The sequence below is a fragment of the Acidovorax sp. NCPPB 3576 genome (assembly GCF_028473605.1).
Classification (GTDB): domain Bacteria; phylum Pseudomonadota; class Gammaproteobacteria; order Burkholderiales; family Burkholderiaceae_C; genus Paracidovorax.
The window spans coordinates 2,529,886-2,547,227 of record NZ_CP097267.1 but is presented as its reverse complement, the minus strand read 5'-3'; the positions used below and the strand labels follow the sequence as shown (position 1 = coordinate 2,547,227).

15 protein-coding genes are annotated in these 17,342 nt (G+C 62.4%); 11 read left to right on the top strand and 4 right to left on the bottom strand.

Annotated elements, in window-relative coordinates; all coding sequences use genetic code 11:
- The first annotated feature begins 42 nt into the window (after window positions 1-42).
- Complete coding sequence (eda, locus tag M5C98_RS11680) at window positions 43-654, top strand: bifunctional 4-hydroxy-2-oxoglutarate aldolase/2-dehydro-3-deoxy-phosphogluconate aldolase (RefSeq protein WP_272553256.1); 612 nt, start codon at window positions 43-45, stop codon at window positions 652-654.
- 7 nt (window positions 655-661) lie between these two features.
- On the top strand, window positions 662-1,102 hold the full coding sequence (locus M5C98_RS11675; protein WP_272552930.1) for a GNAT family N-acetyltransferase: 441 nt from the start codon (window positions 662-664) through the stop codon (window positions 1,100-1,102).
- 84 nt (window positions 1,103-1,186) lie between these two features.
- Here the strand turns inward: M5C98_RS11675 and M5C98_RS11670 are convergent, their stop codons facing one another.
- The gene (locus M5C98_RS11670; protein ID WP_272552928.1) at window positions 1,187-2,092 is read right to left on the bottom strand and encodes a LysR family transcriptional regulator; all 906 of its coding nucleotides are present in this window, start codon (window positions 2,090-2,092) and stop codon (window positions 1,187-1,189) included.
- Between the two features lie 120 nt (window positions 2,093-2,212).
- Here M5C98_RS11670 and M5C98_RS11665 point away from each other — a divergent pair, with 120 nt between their 5' ends.
- Window positions 2,213-3,415 (top strand): MFS transporter, encoded by a 1,203-nt coding sequence (locus M5C98_RS11665; RefSeq protein WP_442867265.1) that lies wholly within the window; start codon window positions 2,213-2,215, stop codon window positions 3,413-3,415.
- A 174-nt stretch (window positions 3,416-3,589) separates the two neighbouring features.
- Here the strand turns inward: M5C98_RS11665 and gloA are convergent, their stop codons facing one another.
- Together gloA and M5C98_RS11655 are read right to left on the bottom strand one after the other, a co-directional pair.
- Window positions 3,590-4,006: a lactoylglutathione lyase gene (gene gloA / locus M5C98_RS11660; RefSeq protein ID WP_272552925.1), complete on the bottom strand. Its 417-nt coding sequence runs from the start codon at window positions 4,004-4,006 to the stop codon at window positions 3,590-3,592.
- Entirely contained in the window at window positions 4,003-4,554 is a 552-nt protein-coding gene (locus M5C98_RS11655) for a PaaI family thioesterase (RefSeq protein ID WP_272552923.1), read from the bottom strand. The genes gloA and M5C98_RS11655 overlap by 4 nt, the downstream gene beginning before the upstream one ends.
- 50 nt (window positions 4,555-4,604) lie before the next feature.
- Here M5C98_RS11655 and M5C98_RS11650 point away from each other — a divergent pair, with 50 nt between their 5' ends.
- The 8 genes from M5C98_RS11650 (at window position 4,605) to M5C98_RS11615 (ending at window position 14,739) form a co-directional block, all read left to right on the top strand.
- The gene (locus M5C98_RS11650) at window positions 4,605-5,060 is read left to right on the top strand and encodes a MarR family winged helix-turn-helix transcriptional regulator (protein ID WP_272552921.1); all 456 of its coding nucleotides are present in this window, start codon (window positions 4,605-4,607) and stop codon (window positions 5,058-5,060) included.
- 64 nt (window positions 5,061-5,124) lie between these two features.
- Window positions 5,125-6,423, top strand: coding sequence for an MFS transporter (locus M5C98_RS11645; protein WP_272552919.1), 1,299 nt, complete (start codon window positions 5,125-5,127; stop codon window positions 6,421-6,423).
- Window positions 6,424-6,521: 98 nt separating this feature from the next.
- Window positions 6,522-7,817: an MATE family efflux transporter gene (locus tag M5C98_RS11640; RefSeq protein WP_272553254.1), complete on the top strand. Its 1,296-nt coding sequence runs from the start codon at window positions 6,522-6,524 to the stop codon at window positions 7,815-7,817.
- Window positions 7,818-8,318: 501 nt separating this feature from the next.
- The gene (locus M5C98_RS11635) at window positions 8,319-9,095 is read left to right on the top strand and encodes a hypothetical protein (RefSeq protein ID WP_272552917.1); all 777 of its coding nucleotides are present in this window, start codon (window positions 8,319-8,321) and stop codon (window positions 9,093-9,095) included.
- Window positions 9,095-11,038, top strand: coding sequence for a hypothetical protein (locus tag M5C98_RS11630; RefSeq protein ID WP_272552915.1), 1,944 nt, complete (start codon window positions 9,095-9,097; stop codon window positions 11,036-11,038). Before M5C98_RS11635 ends, M5C98_RS11630 begins: the two co-directional genes overlap by 1 nt.
- 88 nt (window positions 11,039-11,126) lie before the next feature.
- Window positions 11,127-12,140, top strand: a complete 1,014-nt coding sequence (locus M5C98_RS11625; RefSeq protein ID WP_272552913.1) for an ATP-binding protein — start codon at window positions 11,127-11,129, stop codon at window positions 12,138-12,140.
- A gap of 2 nt (window positions 12,141-12,142) precedes the next feature.
- Window positions 12,143-12,784 carry a hypothetical protein gene (locus M5C98_RS11620; protein WP_272552912.1) on the top strand — a complete coding sequence of 214 codons (642 nt, stop codon included), beginning with the start codon at window positions 12,143-12,145 and terminating at the stop codon, window positions 12,782-12,784.
- A gap of 788 nt (window positions 12,785-13,572) precedes the next feature.
- The gene (locus M5C98_RS11615; RefSeq protein ID WP_272552910.1) at window positions 13,573-14,739 is read left to right on the top strand and encodes a hypothetical protein; all 1,167 of its coding nucleotides are present in this window, start codon (window positions 13,573-13,575) and stop codon (window positions 14,737-14,739) included.
- 395 nt (window positions 14,740-15,134) lie between these two features.
- On the opposite strand, the gene M5C98_RS11610 is transcribed toward M5C98_RS11615, so the two are convergent.
- Window positions 15,135-17,342, bottom strand: coding sequence for a DEAD/DEAH box helicase (locus M5C98_RS11610; RefSeq protein ID WP_272552908.1), 2,208 nt, complete (start codon window positions 17,340-17,342; stop codon window positions 15,135-15,137).

The window sequence follows — 17,342 nt, the reverse complement described above, 5'->3', positions numbered from 1 at the left end:
AACCAGAACCACGGCAACTCGGCCTTCACCGCCGTGCAGGTCATGCGCGACGCACCGGTCATTCCGGTCATTGTGCTGAACGACGTGGCTCACGCCGTGCCCATGGCCCGCGCCCTGGTGGCCGGCGGCATCCGCATGCTGGAGGTGACGCTGCGCACCCCGCAGGCCCTGGCCTGCATGGAAGCCATCGCCCGCGGCGTGCCCGAAGCGGTGGTCGGCGCCGGCACCGTGCGCAGCGCGGCCGACGCCCAGGCCGCCGCCCGCGCAGGGGCCCGCTTCGCGGTGAGTCCGGGCTTCACCCCCGCGGTCGGCCGCGCCTGCCGCGACCTGGGGCTGCCGCTGCTGCCCGGCGTGGCAACAGGCAGCGAAATCATGATGGCGCAGGAAGAGGGCTTCAATGCGCTGAAGTTCTTCCCCGCCGTTCAGGCCGGTGGCTTGGCCATGCTCAAGGCATGGCAGGGGCCGTTCGGCGATGTGGTCTTCTGCCCCACGGGCGGGATCCAGCCGGGCAATGCGGCGGAGTTTCTGGCGCTTGGGAATGTGGCCTGCGTGGGCGGGTCGTGGCTGGTGCCGGGGGATGCGCTGGCGCAGGGGGACTGGGCGCGGGTAACGGAACTGGCGCGAGGGGCCGTGGCGCTGCGCGCGAAGGTTTAAATCAACCATGAACGTCGATCGAGCCGCCATTCTCGAAATCAGAAAGCTCTCCCCTACCGAATGGGAGCTGGCTTTTCCAGTGATGCGTCAGTTGCGCTCACTGAATCAAGCCGAGTTCTTGCTGCGGGTGCGCCGGCAATCGTTGTCTGGCTATGAACTGATCGGGGCCTTTCAAGCCGATCTGCTCGTTGGCGTCATGGGAATGAGACCCGTGCACACGTTGGCGCGGGGTGCATACCTTCATGTGGATGACCTTGTGGTGGACCATGAAGCCCGTGGAAGTGGGGCAGGCTATGCGCTGATGGCCTACGCAGAAGCCGATGCCCGTGCACGCGAAATGACAGCAATATTCCTCGATGCGCGACAAGAGGCCATTCTTTTTTACGAGAAGGCAGGATATGCACTCCATCCGGCGCCTTCGATGAAAAAAATGATCTCCAACGGATAGCCGCATTGGCGCTGCGGCTGGCGTTTTGTTTGGAAGCGGCTCGCGGCGACTGAACCGCTTGCGAGCACGCTTGTCGTCACGGACCTATATCCGTAAATGCTCGGCCAGGTGGCTCAGCAAGCGATCGACCTTTGCCAGCAATTGCTTGCTTCGAGGCCAGACGACATGCAGCGGCAATCCTTCCAGATCGTGTTGAGGCAGGATCGGCACCAGTTGCCCCGCGCGAAGCGCATCCCCTGCAAGCCATGTTGCCATCTGTGCAATACCCAGCCCGCCCAGCACGGCATCCAGTTGCGCCTCCCCATCACCGACCACGATCCGGCTGTCCACCGCGCGGCGCTCCGCGGGGCCTGCGCCGGCGCAGATCAGCCACGGACTGACAGCGCCATCCGCGCGGCCGTAGGTGATCGCGTCATGCAACGACAGATCTTGGAGCGTGGCGGGTACGCCCTTGCGCGTCACATGGGCGGGTGACGCACAGAAGATCAGGCGCTCCTTGCCGAGGAACCGGTGCCCGAGGTTCGCGGGCCAGATATCGCCGCCGCCTATGCGCACGGCCACGTCGATGCCGTCATCCACCACGTCCACGAAGCGGTCAGTGAATGAAATGTGCAGCTGAACGGCAGGGTGATCGGCCGCGAAAGCCATCAGCAACGGCATCACCTGACGGCGGCCAAAGGTGGCGGGCACGTCCACGCGCAGGCGGCCGGATGGCTCGGAGGTGTCCGATGCCAAAACGCGCTCCGCCGACTCGATGTCTTCCAGAACACGCAGGCAGACACGGTGGAAGGCGGCGCCGGCATCGGTCAGCTGCAGCTTTCGGGTGGTGCGTTCGAAGAGACGGGTGTTCAACCGGTTTTCCAGCCGTGCGATGGATTTGCCGACCGCAGACGCGGTGAGGTTCAGCCGATCCGCTGCCGCCGCGAAGCTTCCCGCAGCGGCGACTGCGACGAAAACGTCGATGCCTTTCAGGCGTTCTGAGCTATTCATGGCGGTGGCTGACTCCATCAATTAAAGAATTCATTTCCATTGAATCAGGAAAAACCTTCTTACAGCGGAAAGCATGGATTGAATAAGCTCGGTGCGCTGATCCAAAAGAAAGTCGTGCCCATGTCCACGCTCGCCACAGAGCCTCCCTCCATCGAATCGACCGGCGCGAAAACCGGCACATCGTCCATCGTTGCCCTGGCGGTGGCCGCGTTCGTGATCGTCACCACCGAATTCCTCATGGTGGGCCTGTTGCCCGCGCTGGCCAGAGACCTCGGCGTTTCGGTTTCCACTGCCGGCCAATTGGTGACGCTATTTGCCGTGGTCGTGATGCTGTGCGGGCCGGTGTTGACGGCATGGCTGGGGCACATCGAACGCAAGCGGTTATTCATGGCGGTGCTGGTGCTGTTTGCCGTATCGAATGCCGTCGCGGCGATGGCGCCGAACCTGTGGGTCTTGGCGATTGCCCGCATCGTGCCCGCCCTGGCTTTGCCGGTGTTCTGGGGAACCGCCAGCGAGACGGCCGCACAGTTGGCCGGGCCGCAGCGGGCGGGTAGGGCCGTGTCGATGGTCTATTTGGGCATTTCGGGCGCCATGTTGTTCGGCATTCCGCTCGGCACGCTGGCGGGCGATGCGATCGGCTGGCGCGCCGCTTTCTGGATTTTGGCGGGTCTGTCGTTGCTGGTCGCGGCGTTGCTGCTGATCGCCATGCCCACCATGAAGGCCGGCCGCCGCGTGGGCTTTGCGGAGCAGGCGCGCATCCTGCGCAATTCCGCCTTCGTCGCCAACGTGGTTTTGTCCGTGCTGGTGTTCACCGCGATGTTCACTGGCTACACCTATTTGGCGGAACTGCTGGAGCAGGTGGCGCAGGTGCCGCCGTCGCATGTGGGCTGGTGGCTGATGGGATTCGGTGCGGTGGGCTTGATCGGCAACTGGCTGGGCGGGCTGTGGGTGGACCGCAAGCCTCTGGCGACGACGGCGGCATTCAGCGTGATGCTGGCCGTGGGCATGGTGGCGGTCGTTCTGTTGGCGCAGCAGCCCATTGGATTGGTCATCGCGCTGGCGGTCTGGGGCGTAGCCAATACGGCGCTTTATCCGATCTGCCAGTTGCGGGTGATGAAGTCTGCGCCAGATGCGCAGGCGCTGGCCGGGACGGTGAACGTGTCCGCGGCCAATGGCGGGATCGCGCTGGGCGCCATGCTGGGGGGCGCCAGCATTCCGCTTTGGGGCGTGGGCAGCGTGGCGCTGGCAGGCGCGGTGGTTGCCGTGGTGGCTGTGGCGGCGTGTCCTTGGGTGGCACGGTTGGCCCGCAAGGGGCAGGCCTAGCCGCTGGGGCCAAGGCCAGGCCAGCCCGCGAGGACGGGCGGACAGGGGGCCGATGGGCTAAAAAGGATCAGGCCGCCAGCTTGGCTGGCGATTTCTCGATTCAGGTCAAATCAATGCCCAGCGCATGTTTCACTAGGGCATTGTGCTATCAAAAATATAGCGATTGACCCGCTGTTAGCGCAAGCCGGTTCCAGTGCCCACGTCGTTCTTGCGTTCGATCAGCTCGATCTTGTAGCCATCGGGGTCCGTGACGAACGCGATCACCGTCGTGCCGCCCTTGACCGGACCCGCCTCGCGCGTCACGTTGCCGCCGGCGGCCTTGATCTTTTCGCAGGCCGCGTAAGCGTCCGGCACGCCCAGGGCGATGTGGCCATAGGCCGTGCCCAGATCGTAGCTTTCGGTGCCCCAGTTGTACGTCAGCTCGATCTCGGCCTGGCCGGGGTTGCCACCGTCGAAGCCCAGAAAGGCCAGCGAGTATTTGTACTCGGGGTTCTCGGACTGGCGCAGCAGTTGCATGCCCAGGACGTTGGTATAGAAATCAATCGAGCGCTGAAGGTTGCCAACGCGCAGCATCGTGTGGAGGAATCTCATGCCCGCGATTGTGCCGGCAACTCGAAGACCAGGCACGTCGTCGTGGCGTGGGCGTAGAGCGTGCCGTCCGGCCCCACCAGCCGTGCGTCGGCCGTGGCCAGTTGCCGGCCGCAGTGGATCACGCGGCCTTCGGCGCGCACGCGCGGCACCTTCGGCGTGAGGGCCTTGACGATGTTCACGCTCAGCTCGGCCGTGGTGTAGCCGCGCCCCACCGGCATGCGCGTGTGCACGGCGCAGCCCAGGGCGGAGTCGAGCAGGGTGGCGAACCAGCCGCCATGCACGGTGCCCATGGGGTTGAGGTGGGCCGTACCCGGCGTGCCCTGGAAGATGGCCGCGCCTTCGCCCACTTCGATGAGCGAAAAGTCCAGCGTCTGCGCGATGGGCGGGTAGGGCAATTGGCCGGCCAGCATGGACTGCATGACCTCCAGCCCGGTCTTGCCGGCAATCTGTGCCGGCGTGGCAACGCCGGCACCGGGCCCGGCGTTCATGCGCTCCATCACGGCCTGTTCTTGTGCAAGCCACTGCGCCAGGGTGTCTTCTTTCGCCATCGGCATCTCCTTGATTGCATCTGCAATTGTTGTAGATACAATCATATGCCATGGACGCACCCCACAAACCACGCGGCTGTACGAACCTCAAGCTGCGCCAGGTCACACGCCTGGTCACGCAGCACTACGACACCGAGGTCGGCAAGACCGGGCTGAAGACCACGCAGTATTCGCTGCTCTCGCACATCCTGAATCTGGGGCCCGTGCGGCCGGGCGATCTGGCGCGCGCCATGCGCATGGACGCGTCCACGCTCACCCGCAACCTCCGGCCGCTGCAGGACGCGGGCTGGGTAGAGGTGGCGGCGGGAGACAACGCCCGCAGCCGCAGCGTGCAGCTCACCGAATCGGGCCGTGCCAAGCGCCAGGAGGCGCAACGCCATTGGCGCATTGCGCAGGAGGCGCTGAACGAGCGATTGGGCGTGGCGCACGTGGCCGCGCTGCACGCGCTGCTCGACGAAACGGTGCGCTTGCTGGATGCCGGCGCGGCCTCTGGCTCGCAGCCCTGAGCGGCCTCGCCCGAACGACATTCCCGGTTACCACCCCACACTTTCTTCACCCAAAGGCCCGCCCATGCTGTCTCAATCCGCCGCACGCTGGCTGCAGCGCCATGGCATCCACTACGGCTGGCTGGTGGCCGGCATCACCTTCCTGACCATGCTGACGATGTCGGCGGCGCTGGGCCTGCCGGGCGCGATGCTGCAGCCGCTGTCCAGGGAGTTCGGCTGGACGACGGACCAGATCTCCACCGCGCTGGCACTGCGCTTTGCGCTGTTCGGGCTGATGGGGCCATTCGCCGCCGTGCTGATGGAGCGCTGGGGCCTGCGGGCGGTGATGTGCCTGGGCCTCGCCCTGGTCGGCACGGGCATGGCACTGGTCACATTGGCCAGCCAGTTGTGGCAGTTGTTCGTGCTGTGGAGCCTGCTGCTGGGCCTTGGCACGGGCCTGACAGCGCTGGTGCTGGGCGCGGTGGTTGCCAACCGCTGGTTCGTCGCACGGCGCGGTCTGGTCGTCGGGCTGCTCACCGCCAGCGCGGCGACGGGGCAACTGGCGTTCTTGCCGTTCGCGGCCTGGATGATCGAGCACTGGGGGTGGCGTTATGCCATCGCGCCGATCTTCGTCGCCTGCGCGGCGGTGGGCATGCTGGCACTTGCCTTCGTGCGCAACCGCCCATCGGACCTGGGGCTGGCGGCTTATGGCGACACCGCGCCGGCAGCAGCAGCAGCAGCGCCACCCGCCATGGCGATGAATTTCGCCACGCCGTTCAAGGCGCTGGCAGAGGCTTCGCGCAGCGGCACGTTCTGGATCTTGTTCGCCACATTTTTCATCTGCGGCCTGTCCACCAACGGGTTGCTGCAGACACACTTCATCTCACTGTGCGCCGATAACGGCATGAGCGCGGTGCCCGCCGCATCGGTGCTGGCGATGATGGGCGCGTTCGATTTCGTCGGCACGGTCCTGTCGGGCTGGCTGTCTGACCGGTACGACAACCGCAAGCTGCTGTTTTGGTACTACGGCTTGCGCGGGTTGTCGCTGTTCTGGTTGCCGCATTCCGAGTTCACGTTCTATGGCCTGGGCCTGTTCGCCATGTTCTATGGGCTGGACTGGATCGCCACGGTGCCACCCACTGTCAAGCTGGCCGGCGCCACGTTCGGTCCGCAGAAGGTCGGGCTCGTCTTCGGCTGGATTTTCGCGGCCCACCAGATCGGTGCGGCCGTGGCGGCCTGGGGCGCCGGCATGACGCGCACGCTGCTGCTGACGTACACCCCGGCGCTCTACGCGGCGGGTGCGGCCTGCCTGCTGGCGGCCGGCCTGGTGCTGCTGATCCAGCGCCCGGCCCGGCCCGCGAAAGCCGTGGCACAGCCCGCCTGACCGGAGGCGCCATGTCGTCCACCGCCACATCCGCGTCTGCCCTGGTTTCGGCTTCTTTGGCGTCAGAGCCGCCCGAACTCGATCCCCGCACCCGCCGCATGCTGGAGGCTCCGCTGGCGCCCTTGCTATTGCGCATGGCGGCGCCGAACGTGCTGATCATGGTGGCGCAGGCTTCGGCGGGCCTGATCGAAACGTGGTTCATCGGCCGCCTCGGTACGGATGCGCTGGCTGGCATGGCGCTGGTCTTTCCCATCGTCATGCTGATGCAGATGACGTCTGCCGGCGCCATGGGCGGTGCCATCGCGTCCGCCATCGCCCGCGCTTTGGGCCGCCGCGACCTTGCGCAGGCTGAATCGCTGGCGTGGGCCGGGCTGGTGATTGCCATCGCCTTCGGCTTTTTGTTCACGGTGGTGCTGTGGTGGGGCGGGGCGGCGCTTTACCGTTCGATGGGCGGGGAGGGCGCGTCGCTGGAGGCGGCACTCACCTATTCGCACACGGTATTTGCCGGCGCGGTGCTGGTGTGGCTGTTCAACGCGTTATCGGCGGTGGTGCGCGGAACGGGAAACATGGCTCTGCCAGCCAAAATCACGACCGCCGGCACGGTGCTGCTCGTGCCGCTGTCGCCAGTCCTGATCTTCGGCTGGGGGCCGATTCCCGGCCTGGGCATTGCCGGGGGCGCGCTGGCGCTGGTGTTGTATTATCTGGGCGGAATGCTGGCGCTGTGCGCGTATCTGCGTTCGCGGCACAGCTTGCTGCGGCTGTCTCGCCAAGGGCTTCAATGGCGCGGCGCCTTCTTCGGCAGCATCTTGCGCGTTGGGCTGGCGGGCGCCGTATCGACGCTTGCCACCAATCTCACCATTGGCATCGCCACGGGACTGGTCGGGCATTTCGGGCCGGCCGCCATCGCAGGCTATGGCACGGCATCGCGGCTGGAATACATCCTCGTCCCCTTGGTGTTCGGACTGGGGGCGCCACTGGTCACGCTGGTGGGCACGTGCCTGGGCGCTGGCAACCGCGCCCGGGCCCTGCGGGCGACCTGGATCGGGGCAGCTGTCGCGTTTGCATTGACCGAGGGCATCGGCGTGGCCGCCGCGCTGTTTCCCCACGCGTGGCTTGGCCTGTTCGGGTCCGATCCAGCGATGCTGGAAGCCGGCACCCAATATTTGCGGGTCGTGGGACCGGTCTACGGTTTTTTCGGCCTGGGACTGGCGCTGTACTTCGCGTCACAAGGCGCCGGACGGCTGGCTTGGCCGGTGGGCGGAAACGTTGCCCGACTGATGATCGCTGGCATCGGCGGCTGGTGGGCGATGGAATCCGGCGGAACGCTGATCCAGGTGTTCACGGCCCAAGCAGTGGCGCTGGTGAGCGTGCCGACACGATTTACCTGCTCGTGACATACCGACTCTCCCTACAGGCTGATGCCTTTGTGAGGGGTAATTCTGTCGTTCCACGGCGTCAAGACACCCCAAACCAAAGAGCGTGCGACACGATTTCCGTCACGGAATAGCAGAGCAGGTTGACCTCAAAAGACTCCGCCCCCCTGGGATATACCGATAAATGCGAAAAATGCCAACCGATGGCGACCGTAAGGTGGTCGTTTGGAGAAATTGCTTGACCTTGGCGTATCTATGCCTAAGACTGGAACTCCGCAACCCCGGAGGTACACGTATGCATTGAACGCCAAAACGGCGAAGGGCCGACTGCGCTAACAGTCGACCCTTCTGGGTAACTAACGAAACCCGCCATCCCCGGACACCACGAGGAAACGACCATTCTAGATTAGGCGCTGCGATGCCCGAAGTCAAGCATGGCGAAGGTTTTTTGCGTCCTTTTTTCCGGTGGGCTTCGTCTCCCCAGGCGATGCATAGTCGTGCGCCTCCAAACCGGAGCCAACTATGGCTGCAAAACAGTCCTTCCCGCAAGCACGGAACACGGCGGCACCCTCGGTGCTGTCTAAGCCGAAAAAAATCGCCTCTAAAGGTCCCCGTATTGGCACCCGCCTGCGCGGCAAACTTACTGATGCCTATGGCGCTCGTGGCCATCACCTTAGCAATCTTTGGTACGCATACAGCCCCAAGTCCAAGGTTGACGTTGTACTTCACAGCGACGTCGAATTCGGTCACTTCCTCCTCGTCGAGTCCGACCTAGACATCGTGGAAGTAGACTACGCCCCCCAAAAGCGGATTGCCTTACTGGGAGGCGAGGCTCTCGGAACCATCGTCGACGCCGAACTGACGCGCCGCAGCGGCGCCAGGGTGTGGCGCGAAGTCAAGCGAAGCGAAGACATCGAACAAGGCGCCCAGAACAGGGCGAATCTGCAGTTGCTGATTCAGATGAAAGCAGCTGACTTCGACGGCGCCACGCACGAGCTGTTCACAGAAAAGCAGGTCTTCTCCCAGCCTCAGCGCATCCATAACTGGTTCCGCATCATCGCCTGGCTGTCCCAGTGCCGTACGTATCCCCTAGATAACTACACCAGGGCCGTCCTCAAGATCATTCGAACGCGGCGCGAGGTCCAACTGGCCGACGTCGCCGCTCTCGGCCCGGACACCGAAATTGGCCTTTACTGCGCTGCGATCTTCAAAGCCCTTCAGCAGGGCCTCGTCCTTAGCGACCTTGACGTCGTGCCTCTCACCTGGGACTCCAGGTTCTACCTTGCGGGAGACGCCTGATGGAGCCTCGCTACACATATAAGACCTTATCCTCGGAGTGGCGTGACTGTGAGCACTGGCCCGCAGCTGACGTGACCTTTAGGAACGACACCGTCAAGGATCGGTTTGAGCGAATGGCTCGAGGGATGCGGCTCTATCTGCAAACCGGTGCCTTACGTGCCGCCGCTGAGGAAGCTGGCTGCTCGGCTACTGTGCTGCTGGATGCGCTGAACCGGTGTGTCCAGGTGGCAGATGGGCGGATCGTCGGCTGGCTCGGCCTCGTCAAAGGGGTGCGACTGCGCGAGTACACGCGGACGAAGCCGACAAGTGGGAGGCACCCGCGCGGCAAGTCCGGCAGCTTCGAACAGTTTCTGCAAGACAACCAGAAGCTGCGGGAGAAGCTTCATGCGCTCATCCGTGCTGGCGGTGGCGAGGGCAGCGCGAAGTCATCTTCCCCGACGCAGAGAGGCGTGGCGCGGAGGTTCCGCGGCTACTGCTTCACGCAGGGGATGACAGATGACGACTATCCCTTCAACACCAAAAGCAGGGGCCGCCGCTCCATCGAGAGATACGTTAAGGCCTTCATCGCAACAGACCCGAACGCAAGCAAGGTCTGGCATGGTGCCGACACCTCCGAAAATAGGAATCTCGGGACCGGCAGGAAGTCGTTCTCATTCGCCGCCGCGCCGTTTGACATTGTCGCGATGGATACCCACACCTTGCACTGTGTCGGCACGCTGATCGTCGACGGGCCCGCCGGACCTCAGGAAGTCGCAATCGAGAGGATGGACCTGCACGTCCTGCTTGATATGCACACAATCTGCGTGCTCGGGTACGCCGTTTCCATCGCATCGCAAATAAACGCTCTGGCTATTGAAGACGCCTTGCTGTGCCTCGTGACACCTTGGATTCCTAGAGAGCTCACTTCTAAGGGGCTCAGTTACATACCGGGCGCAGCCCTACCCGTGGGCAACATTCCGGGTCTCGACGAAATCCGGCCGGGCGGGTTTCAATTCGACAATGCGTCGCAGCATTTCGCCACTCGCTTCATCCAAGCTGCCCGGATGCAGTTGGGGTGCGTCTTGAACTTCATCCCTGTCGGTGCATGGTGGCGCAACGCCCCCGTAGAGCGCCTCTTCCGAACGCTCGAGCAGTGGGGATTTCAAAAGCTGCCTTCCTCCACAGGCTCTAACCCAGCTGACCCGCTGAAGCCGAACTCGGTTCAAGCGGCGCTAAAGCATCACATCACTTGGGAGCACTTGGTCGATCTGGTAGACGTAATTTTGGCCTCGTACAACGCCACCAAGCACTCCGCGCTGGGAGGCCAGACTCCGTTGCAGGCGCTAGCCGCATACCTAAACAGCAGCAAGACGCCGTTGGTGCTACGGCCGAGCATCCCGTCGACAGCTCATACCCCGAGGCTGGGCGTCACCGTGGAAAGGAGGCATGTCCGCGGCAGCGTCGAGAAGGGGGCAGTCCGAACGCCCTATATAGAAATAGACAAACAGCGCTACTGCGGGCCAGACCTTGCAAGACGGTTCGACCTTATCGGGACAGCTCTCGTCGTGCACATCAACGAGCGCGACATGAGGACGGTCACAGCCTTCAATCCGTCCGGCGAATCTATGGGAGAACTGGCCCTGCTGAACCGTCGGTGGGCCCAGACCAAGCACTCGCGGGCGCTCCGCAAGACCATCAACGAGCATATTCGAAACGGTGACTTTGCGCCCGACGGTTCGGACGTCGTCCTGTCCTTCTTGGCTTTCCTGGGTAGGAGGGCCAGGCAGCAGATGAAAGCTCGCCCTAACCACGTATCGGGGGTAGCCACAAAGCTCGTCGAAGCCTCCCGACAGACGGGCGTGCCCATCGACGCGATATGCAAGGCCACCGACCCCGGGCTTCCACCCGTCCCGCATCGCCCCTTGCCGTCGCACCTGACGCCGCCTAACTGGCGCAACACCTGACCGCTCTCTGCGGTCCTTCAGCCAACGGCCCCTTACATAGCTATCCATGCGATCCACTGGGCGCCATCCCCAAATTCCGGAGCACACCATGCAATCTCATCAAGAAATCAACTTGAGGTCTCTGGCCCTTCGTGAAGCCGCTTTGACTCCTGGCGAAGACCGTGACCGCCTCTACGAAGAACACCCCTTGGTGTTGAACGCCATCTGTATTCCCACAGGGCCTGTCCAAGAGGCTTATGACATCGTCAGGCAGGTACTGGTTCACCGAGACCCCGGCACCTGCCTCACCGCCGACTTCCGCATTGGGAAGACCACCGCCATCCACGCAATTACCCGCCAGCTCTCGCGTACCACCCCGGATGTGCCGTTCGGGTTCGTCATTGTAAAGGGGCATGACAAGCCCACGGAGAGGAACTTCTTTACCGATATCCTTCTGGACTTCAAGCACCGCGCTGCAACCAGCGGAACCACGACGGATCGCCGGACCCGCGTGCTCAGCACGATGCTCTCGCAGGCAATGCAGAAGAAGAGCACGCGCTACCTACTACTTGTCGATGAGGGGCAGAACTGGGGCGAAAGTGAGTTCACCTTCCTGCGTGACCTCACGAACGACTGTCAGGAACGCAACCTCGCCGTGATCACGGTCATCTTCGGCCACCCGGCTTTGAAGCAGATAAGGGCCCATCTTGTAGGGAAAGCCAGGATGGACCTTGTGGCACGGTTTCTCCTAACACCACGGGTCTTTCGGGGAATCCAGGACAAGGAAGACTTTCTGGCGACATTTCGTGCCCACGACGACGCCGGTCTGCTTGAGTTCCCCCCGCACAGTGGCATCTGCTATTCGGAATTTTTCTTTCCTCAAGCCTGGCGCGCCGGTTGGCGACTCGAGCATGAAGGCGATCAAGCGTGGGACGCTTTTTGTCTTGTCAGCAGCGACTTTGGCAGGCATGAAAAGAATATTGGGATGAACTGGATTGCTGGCGCGATCCGCAACTTTTTCTTCTCGCAGGCCGAAAGCGACTCGCCAGGCTACATGGCCTCCCGCAACGTCTGGCGCGATGCCGTGGACGCAAGCGGCTACGCGGCCAGCCTGGTGGTGTAGCCATGACGCCCGAAACTATCCTTTCCGGCCTGGTTGACTATCGGCGGTGGGCTCGGACGTATGAGGGCCCCTACAGCCGAGCCTGCAAACTCGGTGTCCTCAACGTGCTCGGGGCCGACAACCTCTGTCGGATGCTGTTCGGCAGGGGGCTGCTCACCAGTCATGCCAAGCCTCTTCACGGCCGCAGCCTGCTTGGTGGGGCTTGGCTGCGTGAAACGGGCAAGCAGCATCAGCTCGCGTGCTCCGTGGCCACCAGTTCGCTAGACAAGATGTGCGGCCCCTGGGCGCAATGGATCGCCTCCGATGCGAAGGTGCGATATTGTCCCGAATGCATGCGCGTTGGGTTTCAGTCCGTGGTCCACCAGATCGATGGCCTGAATACCTGCCCGCTGCATGGCTCAGCCCTCCTCGACACCTGCCAGGACTGCGGGCACCCGATGCCACCATACGCCGTCACGCGTGCGACCCTCGATACCCCGCTGTGCTGCAGCAGGTGCGGCAGCCCCTTCTCCAAGGCTTGGGAGGCTGACGCACTTCGGGCGTGCCGGGAAGCGCCGTTCGACGAGCGCCCCTTTGCCATGACCCACTCCTGGCTCAGACGATTGGGCGGCCTCGCTATCGAATGGCCGGAGCTGACTGCCTAGCACCCAGCGTTTGCCGCGACGTGCTACTCACCGCAATTCCGGCGAGCCGTTTTCTCCACGTTGACCTCGCTTTTGCCTTGCCCCATCCAACAGGTGGGGAAACAGTACGTTGCTGTGCTGGCGCACGGGCCATGCCCTGACCGGTCCAAGCTTCTGCTGCCCGCGCTGGACGAAGTCGCGACGTTAAACCTGCGAGCCATCTACAAGTCCATTCGCCGCCATGTCTGGCGACTTCTCCGCAAGCTCTCACTGGTGCAGTTTGAGGCCGGTGTCGACATGAAGCTCTTGGACTGGAACACGCTAGCGCCGCTGCCCGAATCTCGTGGCCAGCTCACAAACGCACATGCCTGGTTTCTTTGGCGTAAGCGTTTTGAAGAGGCGTTTGTACCGATAAATGCCCCCATCCGATGGAACTCCCCAGTGAGGGGCAGGCGCATACTCCGCCTTCGACGCGAGGTTCTCAGTTGGCCTGTCTGTTGGGCCGCACGCCCCACCGAATGGGGGCACTTCGCGTGGCAGTGCTTCCTCGCGGACTGGGAGACGGCGCGTGGATGGGCCGCCGCCTTGGCTGGCTTGGCGCCCGTAGGGACGGGCAGCCTTGTGGGCGATAGCCAGCGCAGTGCCGCGGCCAGGTTTAACGACGTCTACGCTGTCTGGGCGCCTCGCTTGAATCCGGAACTTCGCGTATGGCCGCGCACGCTTGCCCAGTTCACTTGGTCAGCCCCGGCTCGGGCCGGGAAGGAGCTTGTGCTGATTGGCCCCACTACATTCGAAGAAGGATTCCAACAATGAAGCCCCAGAACATGTTTGAGCAGGAATGTCTGTCTGCTGGCGGCATGCATCCAAGCCAAATCGCTCCATTCGAGCGTCTCGTAGCGTCTTCCGACCTCGATGGCCGCCATGGAAAGAGGCGTGTCCGTGAAGGCTGCAAGATTCCTGTTGAATCCGACCTTGAAGCGGTGCAGTACTGGATCGAGCGGACCTCCGAGAGTGATTCGACCGCACGAATGCGGCGCGGTGTTGCAGAGAAACTTTTCAATTGGGCATACGTGCAACTGAAGAAACCCCTGTCTTCGTTCGAGCGCGAGGACTTCGGAGCCTTCGTTGCTTTCACTGCCAATCCCTGTCCCGCCGATGTGTGGATCGCACCGAGAGGGACAATGCGCAACTCAACAGCTTGGCGCCCATTTGCAGGTCCAGCCGACGCCTCTTCACAGGCAGCAATCAGCTCGAACATCTCGAGCTTGTTGAAGTTTCTTCGCCAACAAAACTACGCTGACTTGCAATATGTTCACGGCAAGCGTGCAGCAAGAGAAGGGTGCGCTGATTCCAGATTCGCCTGCCAGCGCGAGGCCGGAGCCAATCAGACCGAGGTCATGCCCCTGCGCGAGTGGGAATGGGTCACGCGGCACTTCGACATGAATGAAGGGGACGGCAAAGTGCGTCTTGAACGCATCGTCGCCGAACTGCTTTACTACGCTGGTATGAAGCTCTGCGATGTCGCAGCAATGTCTCAAAGCGAGCTATGGACTCCAATCGAGGCGGGGCTGATACTCAGGATTGTGTTCAGTCGGCCTTCTGGCAAAGAAATTCGCAAGGTATATGAGTTTCCGGATGAGCTGGCTGCCACCATGAATCGTTGGTTCATGCAAATGTCGGAACATCAGTTCGCCGCCATCAGTCGAGGCGATCCATTGATCGGCCTCAGCGTTAACAGCCTCGCCGATTTGCTCCATAACCTCTTCCTCGCCGCTGCGGAACTTGCAGAGGCTATGGAGGATGTCGATAGCGCAACAGGCCTGCGCACGAGAACCAGCATGTCGCTGCGCTACGCGCGGAAGTCCCACGAGGGCGATCCGCAAAGGGTGGGCTTCGGCGGCGGGATAGTTCACTCGATCAACAATCGGGTGTTGCTCGAGTACGTCCGCTGCTGCGTTGATGGACTTGGGCTTTGAAAGCCGAACGGTCGAAGTCGCCAGGACGTCGCAAGCCCCCATGACTGTCCTGCCGGACTTCCCAAGGCAGCTCCTTGGGGCGACTTCTGATGTTCAACCCAGCGTCATCGGCCGCTTGGTTGGTTGCCGGTTCGTCGGTGGCTTGACCGACGAGGAACTCTACGAGCGCTATGACGCCTGCGTCGACCTGGTTATGCAAGTCCTGATTCAGCGTCCAAGACCACCGCAACCTCAGGCCGGCGGACGGCAAGGCTTCCGTCGGTAGGAAAATTCTCTCTTGTCATTCAAGCACGGGATCAGGCTCTGCAGAAAACTCAAGTCTGCGATTTGAGCTCACGTCCTGAGTCACCGCCAGAGCCGCATATGGTCGTATCCAAAGCTTGGATGTGTGCGGCTTAGTCTCGCCGAGCGGCGGTCGCCTCCCTCACCCAGGCCAATCCCTCGTCCAAGTCCAGATACAGGCTGGCGTACGCTTTCCTTAGGAGCCCTTCCGGTAGGGACCAATCCCACTTTTCCCGTGCGAGGTTCTTCACGTCTGCCAGCAGAATGTCCAGAGGCGGAGTGTCGTCAACCGCAGCATCTTCGAGCGCGTCCAGAATGTTTTCCGTGGAGCGGTCCCCTTTGACTACTTCCACTCCGGGTCCAGATGCCGTGGCTACGAATCCTCGGCGAATCAAGAGGCAAGCGATGGCTTCGTTGGCTGAATCGCCAAGCCAGGTAAGGAGAATCAGCTCCCTTCCTTGGTCAATCGCGAACTCGGTGGTGAGGTTGAGCCGGACATACGCGTCTCGCCCCTCAGCAACTAATTTCTTGGCAGTCTCGTCCAAGAATGCGAGTTCAGTGCTCGCGTCCAGCAGGTCGCGCATTCGCTGTCGCACCTTGGTGTGTGTACGCCCCGTCCCGCCGGAGAAGGCGGGTGGGACGCCGCCCTTGGCGCGAGTCACATAAATGGTCTTTTGCTGCTCGTCCACCTCGTCGACGCGCCATGTTTTTCCAGCAAATAGGATGCGCTGCCCCGGCAGTAGGACCTGGTCGACAGGTAGGGTGCCAAGGGTTCGGCCTCCAGCAACGACCCGAAATTCTTCTTCGGAGGCGAAGGCTGCGTAGAAACTGTAGTGATTCACAAACTTTTCGCCGACACGGCCGTGCAGCAAAACTCCGGACGAGTCCTGCACTACTAGCTCTTTCTGTCCGAGATGCCGAAGCAATTCAATGAATTCCTGTTTAGTCAGCCCCGTAAAGGGAGTTCCCGGTCCGCAGAGTAGTGCGTAAAGTTGGCCCGCAGAGGCCCCTCCCGTCTGTGCAATGGAGGAGAGTAGCTGCTGCACCAAAGTTGAAAGGTGTAGCCCCTGTACCCGGGGAGGCTCGAACCACTTTTCGACGAGCAGCGAAATCATGGCGGCCATTTGCAATGTGTCGAGCCGGAGCTTCTCACGCAGGTTGGCGTTCGGCCCAAGGGCGTCTTCAACGCTGTATCCACGCAAGATGGCGGGTTCGCCTTTACGCCGACCAGACCGCCCCAAGCGCTGGCGTAGGCTGGCCACTGAAGGCGGAGGCCCAATCTGTCCCACACTTTTCACCGCTCCGATGTCAATGCCCAATTCCAGGGTGTTGGTGCATATGGCGGTAGCTGGAAGCTCCTTCTGCTTGAGGGCCGCCTCCGTCTCAGTACGAATTTCCTTGGAAAGACTGCCATGGTGCGGCCAAAACTCGTTGGGCACCTTCCGCTGTTCGCACATTTTGTTCAGAAGGTGCGTATATCGTTCGACCTGCCGGCGCGAGTTGGGAAACACGAGGTTGTTGGAGCCGCGGAGCACCTTGAAGAGGTCGGCGGCAATCTGCCCAGGCGTAACCGGCTCATCATCTTCTTCGTTGCCGTCCTTCTCGCCCTGCACAACGAGAGGCTCCTCATACCCCTTCACAAGTACCTTGAGCTCGGAGCCGGCTGATTCGGAGTTGACCTGTGCCGGCTCACCGCCAGGCCGCAGGAAGCCTCCGGCCAGCTTCATGTCGCCCAAGGTGGCGGACAGTCCAACGCGCGGTACTTGGCGGTTCAGAGCGCGCTCGATGCGATGCATCAGCGATTGCAGCTGCTTGCCCCGCTCGGAGCCGATGAATGCGTGCAGTTCGTCGACGACAAAGAATGTGACGTGCTTGAAGATTGCAGCGACCGAAGAGCCGCGGTTGCAGAGCAGGGCTTCCAGGGATTCCGGGGTGATGAGAAGTACCCCGTGTCGCTTGGCCAAAAAACGAGTTTTCGTGCTGGCTGAGACATCCCCGTGCCAAGGCCAGACCGGCACCTCCAACTGCTCGCAAAGCCTGTCCAGACGTCCGAACTGGTCGTTGATGAGGGCTTTTAGGGGACTGATGTAGACGATGAGGCCCTCACCGCCGGCGGCAAGAAGGTGTGTCAGGGCAGGCAGGAATGCCGCTTCGGTCTTTCCCGCAGCCGTGGCGGCCGAGATGATGACGTCACAGTCGCCCTTGAGGATGAGGGGAATAGCTTGTTCTTGAGCATCCCGCAACTCCTCCCAGCCTTCGGACCAGATGAAGCGCTGGATGCGCTCCTCAAGAAGATGGAAAGAGGAACTCTCGCCAGCCAT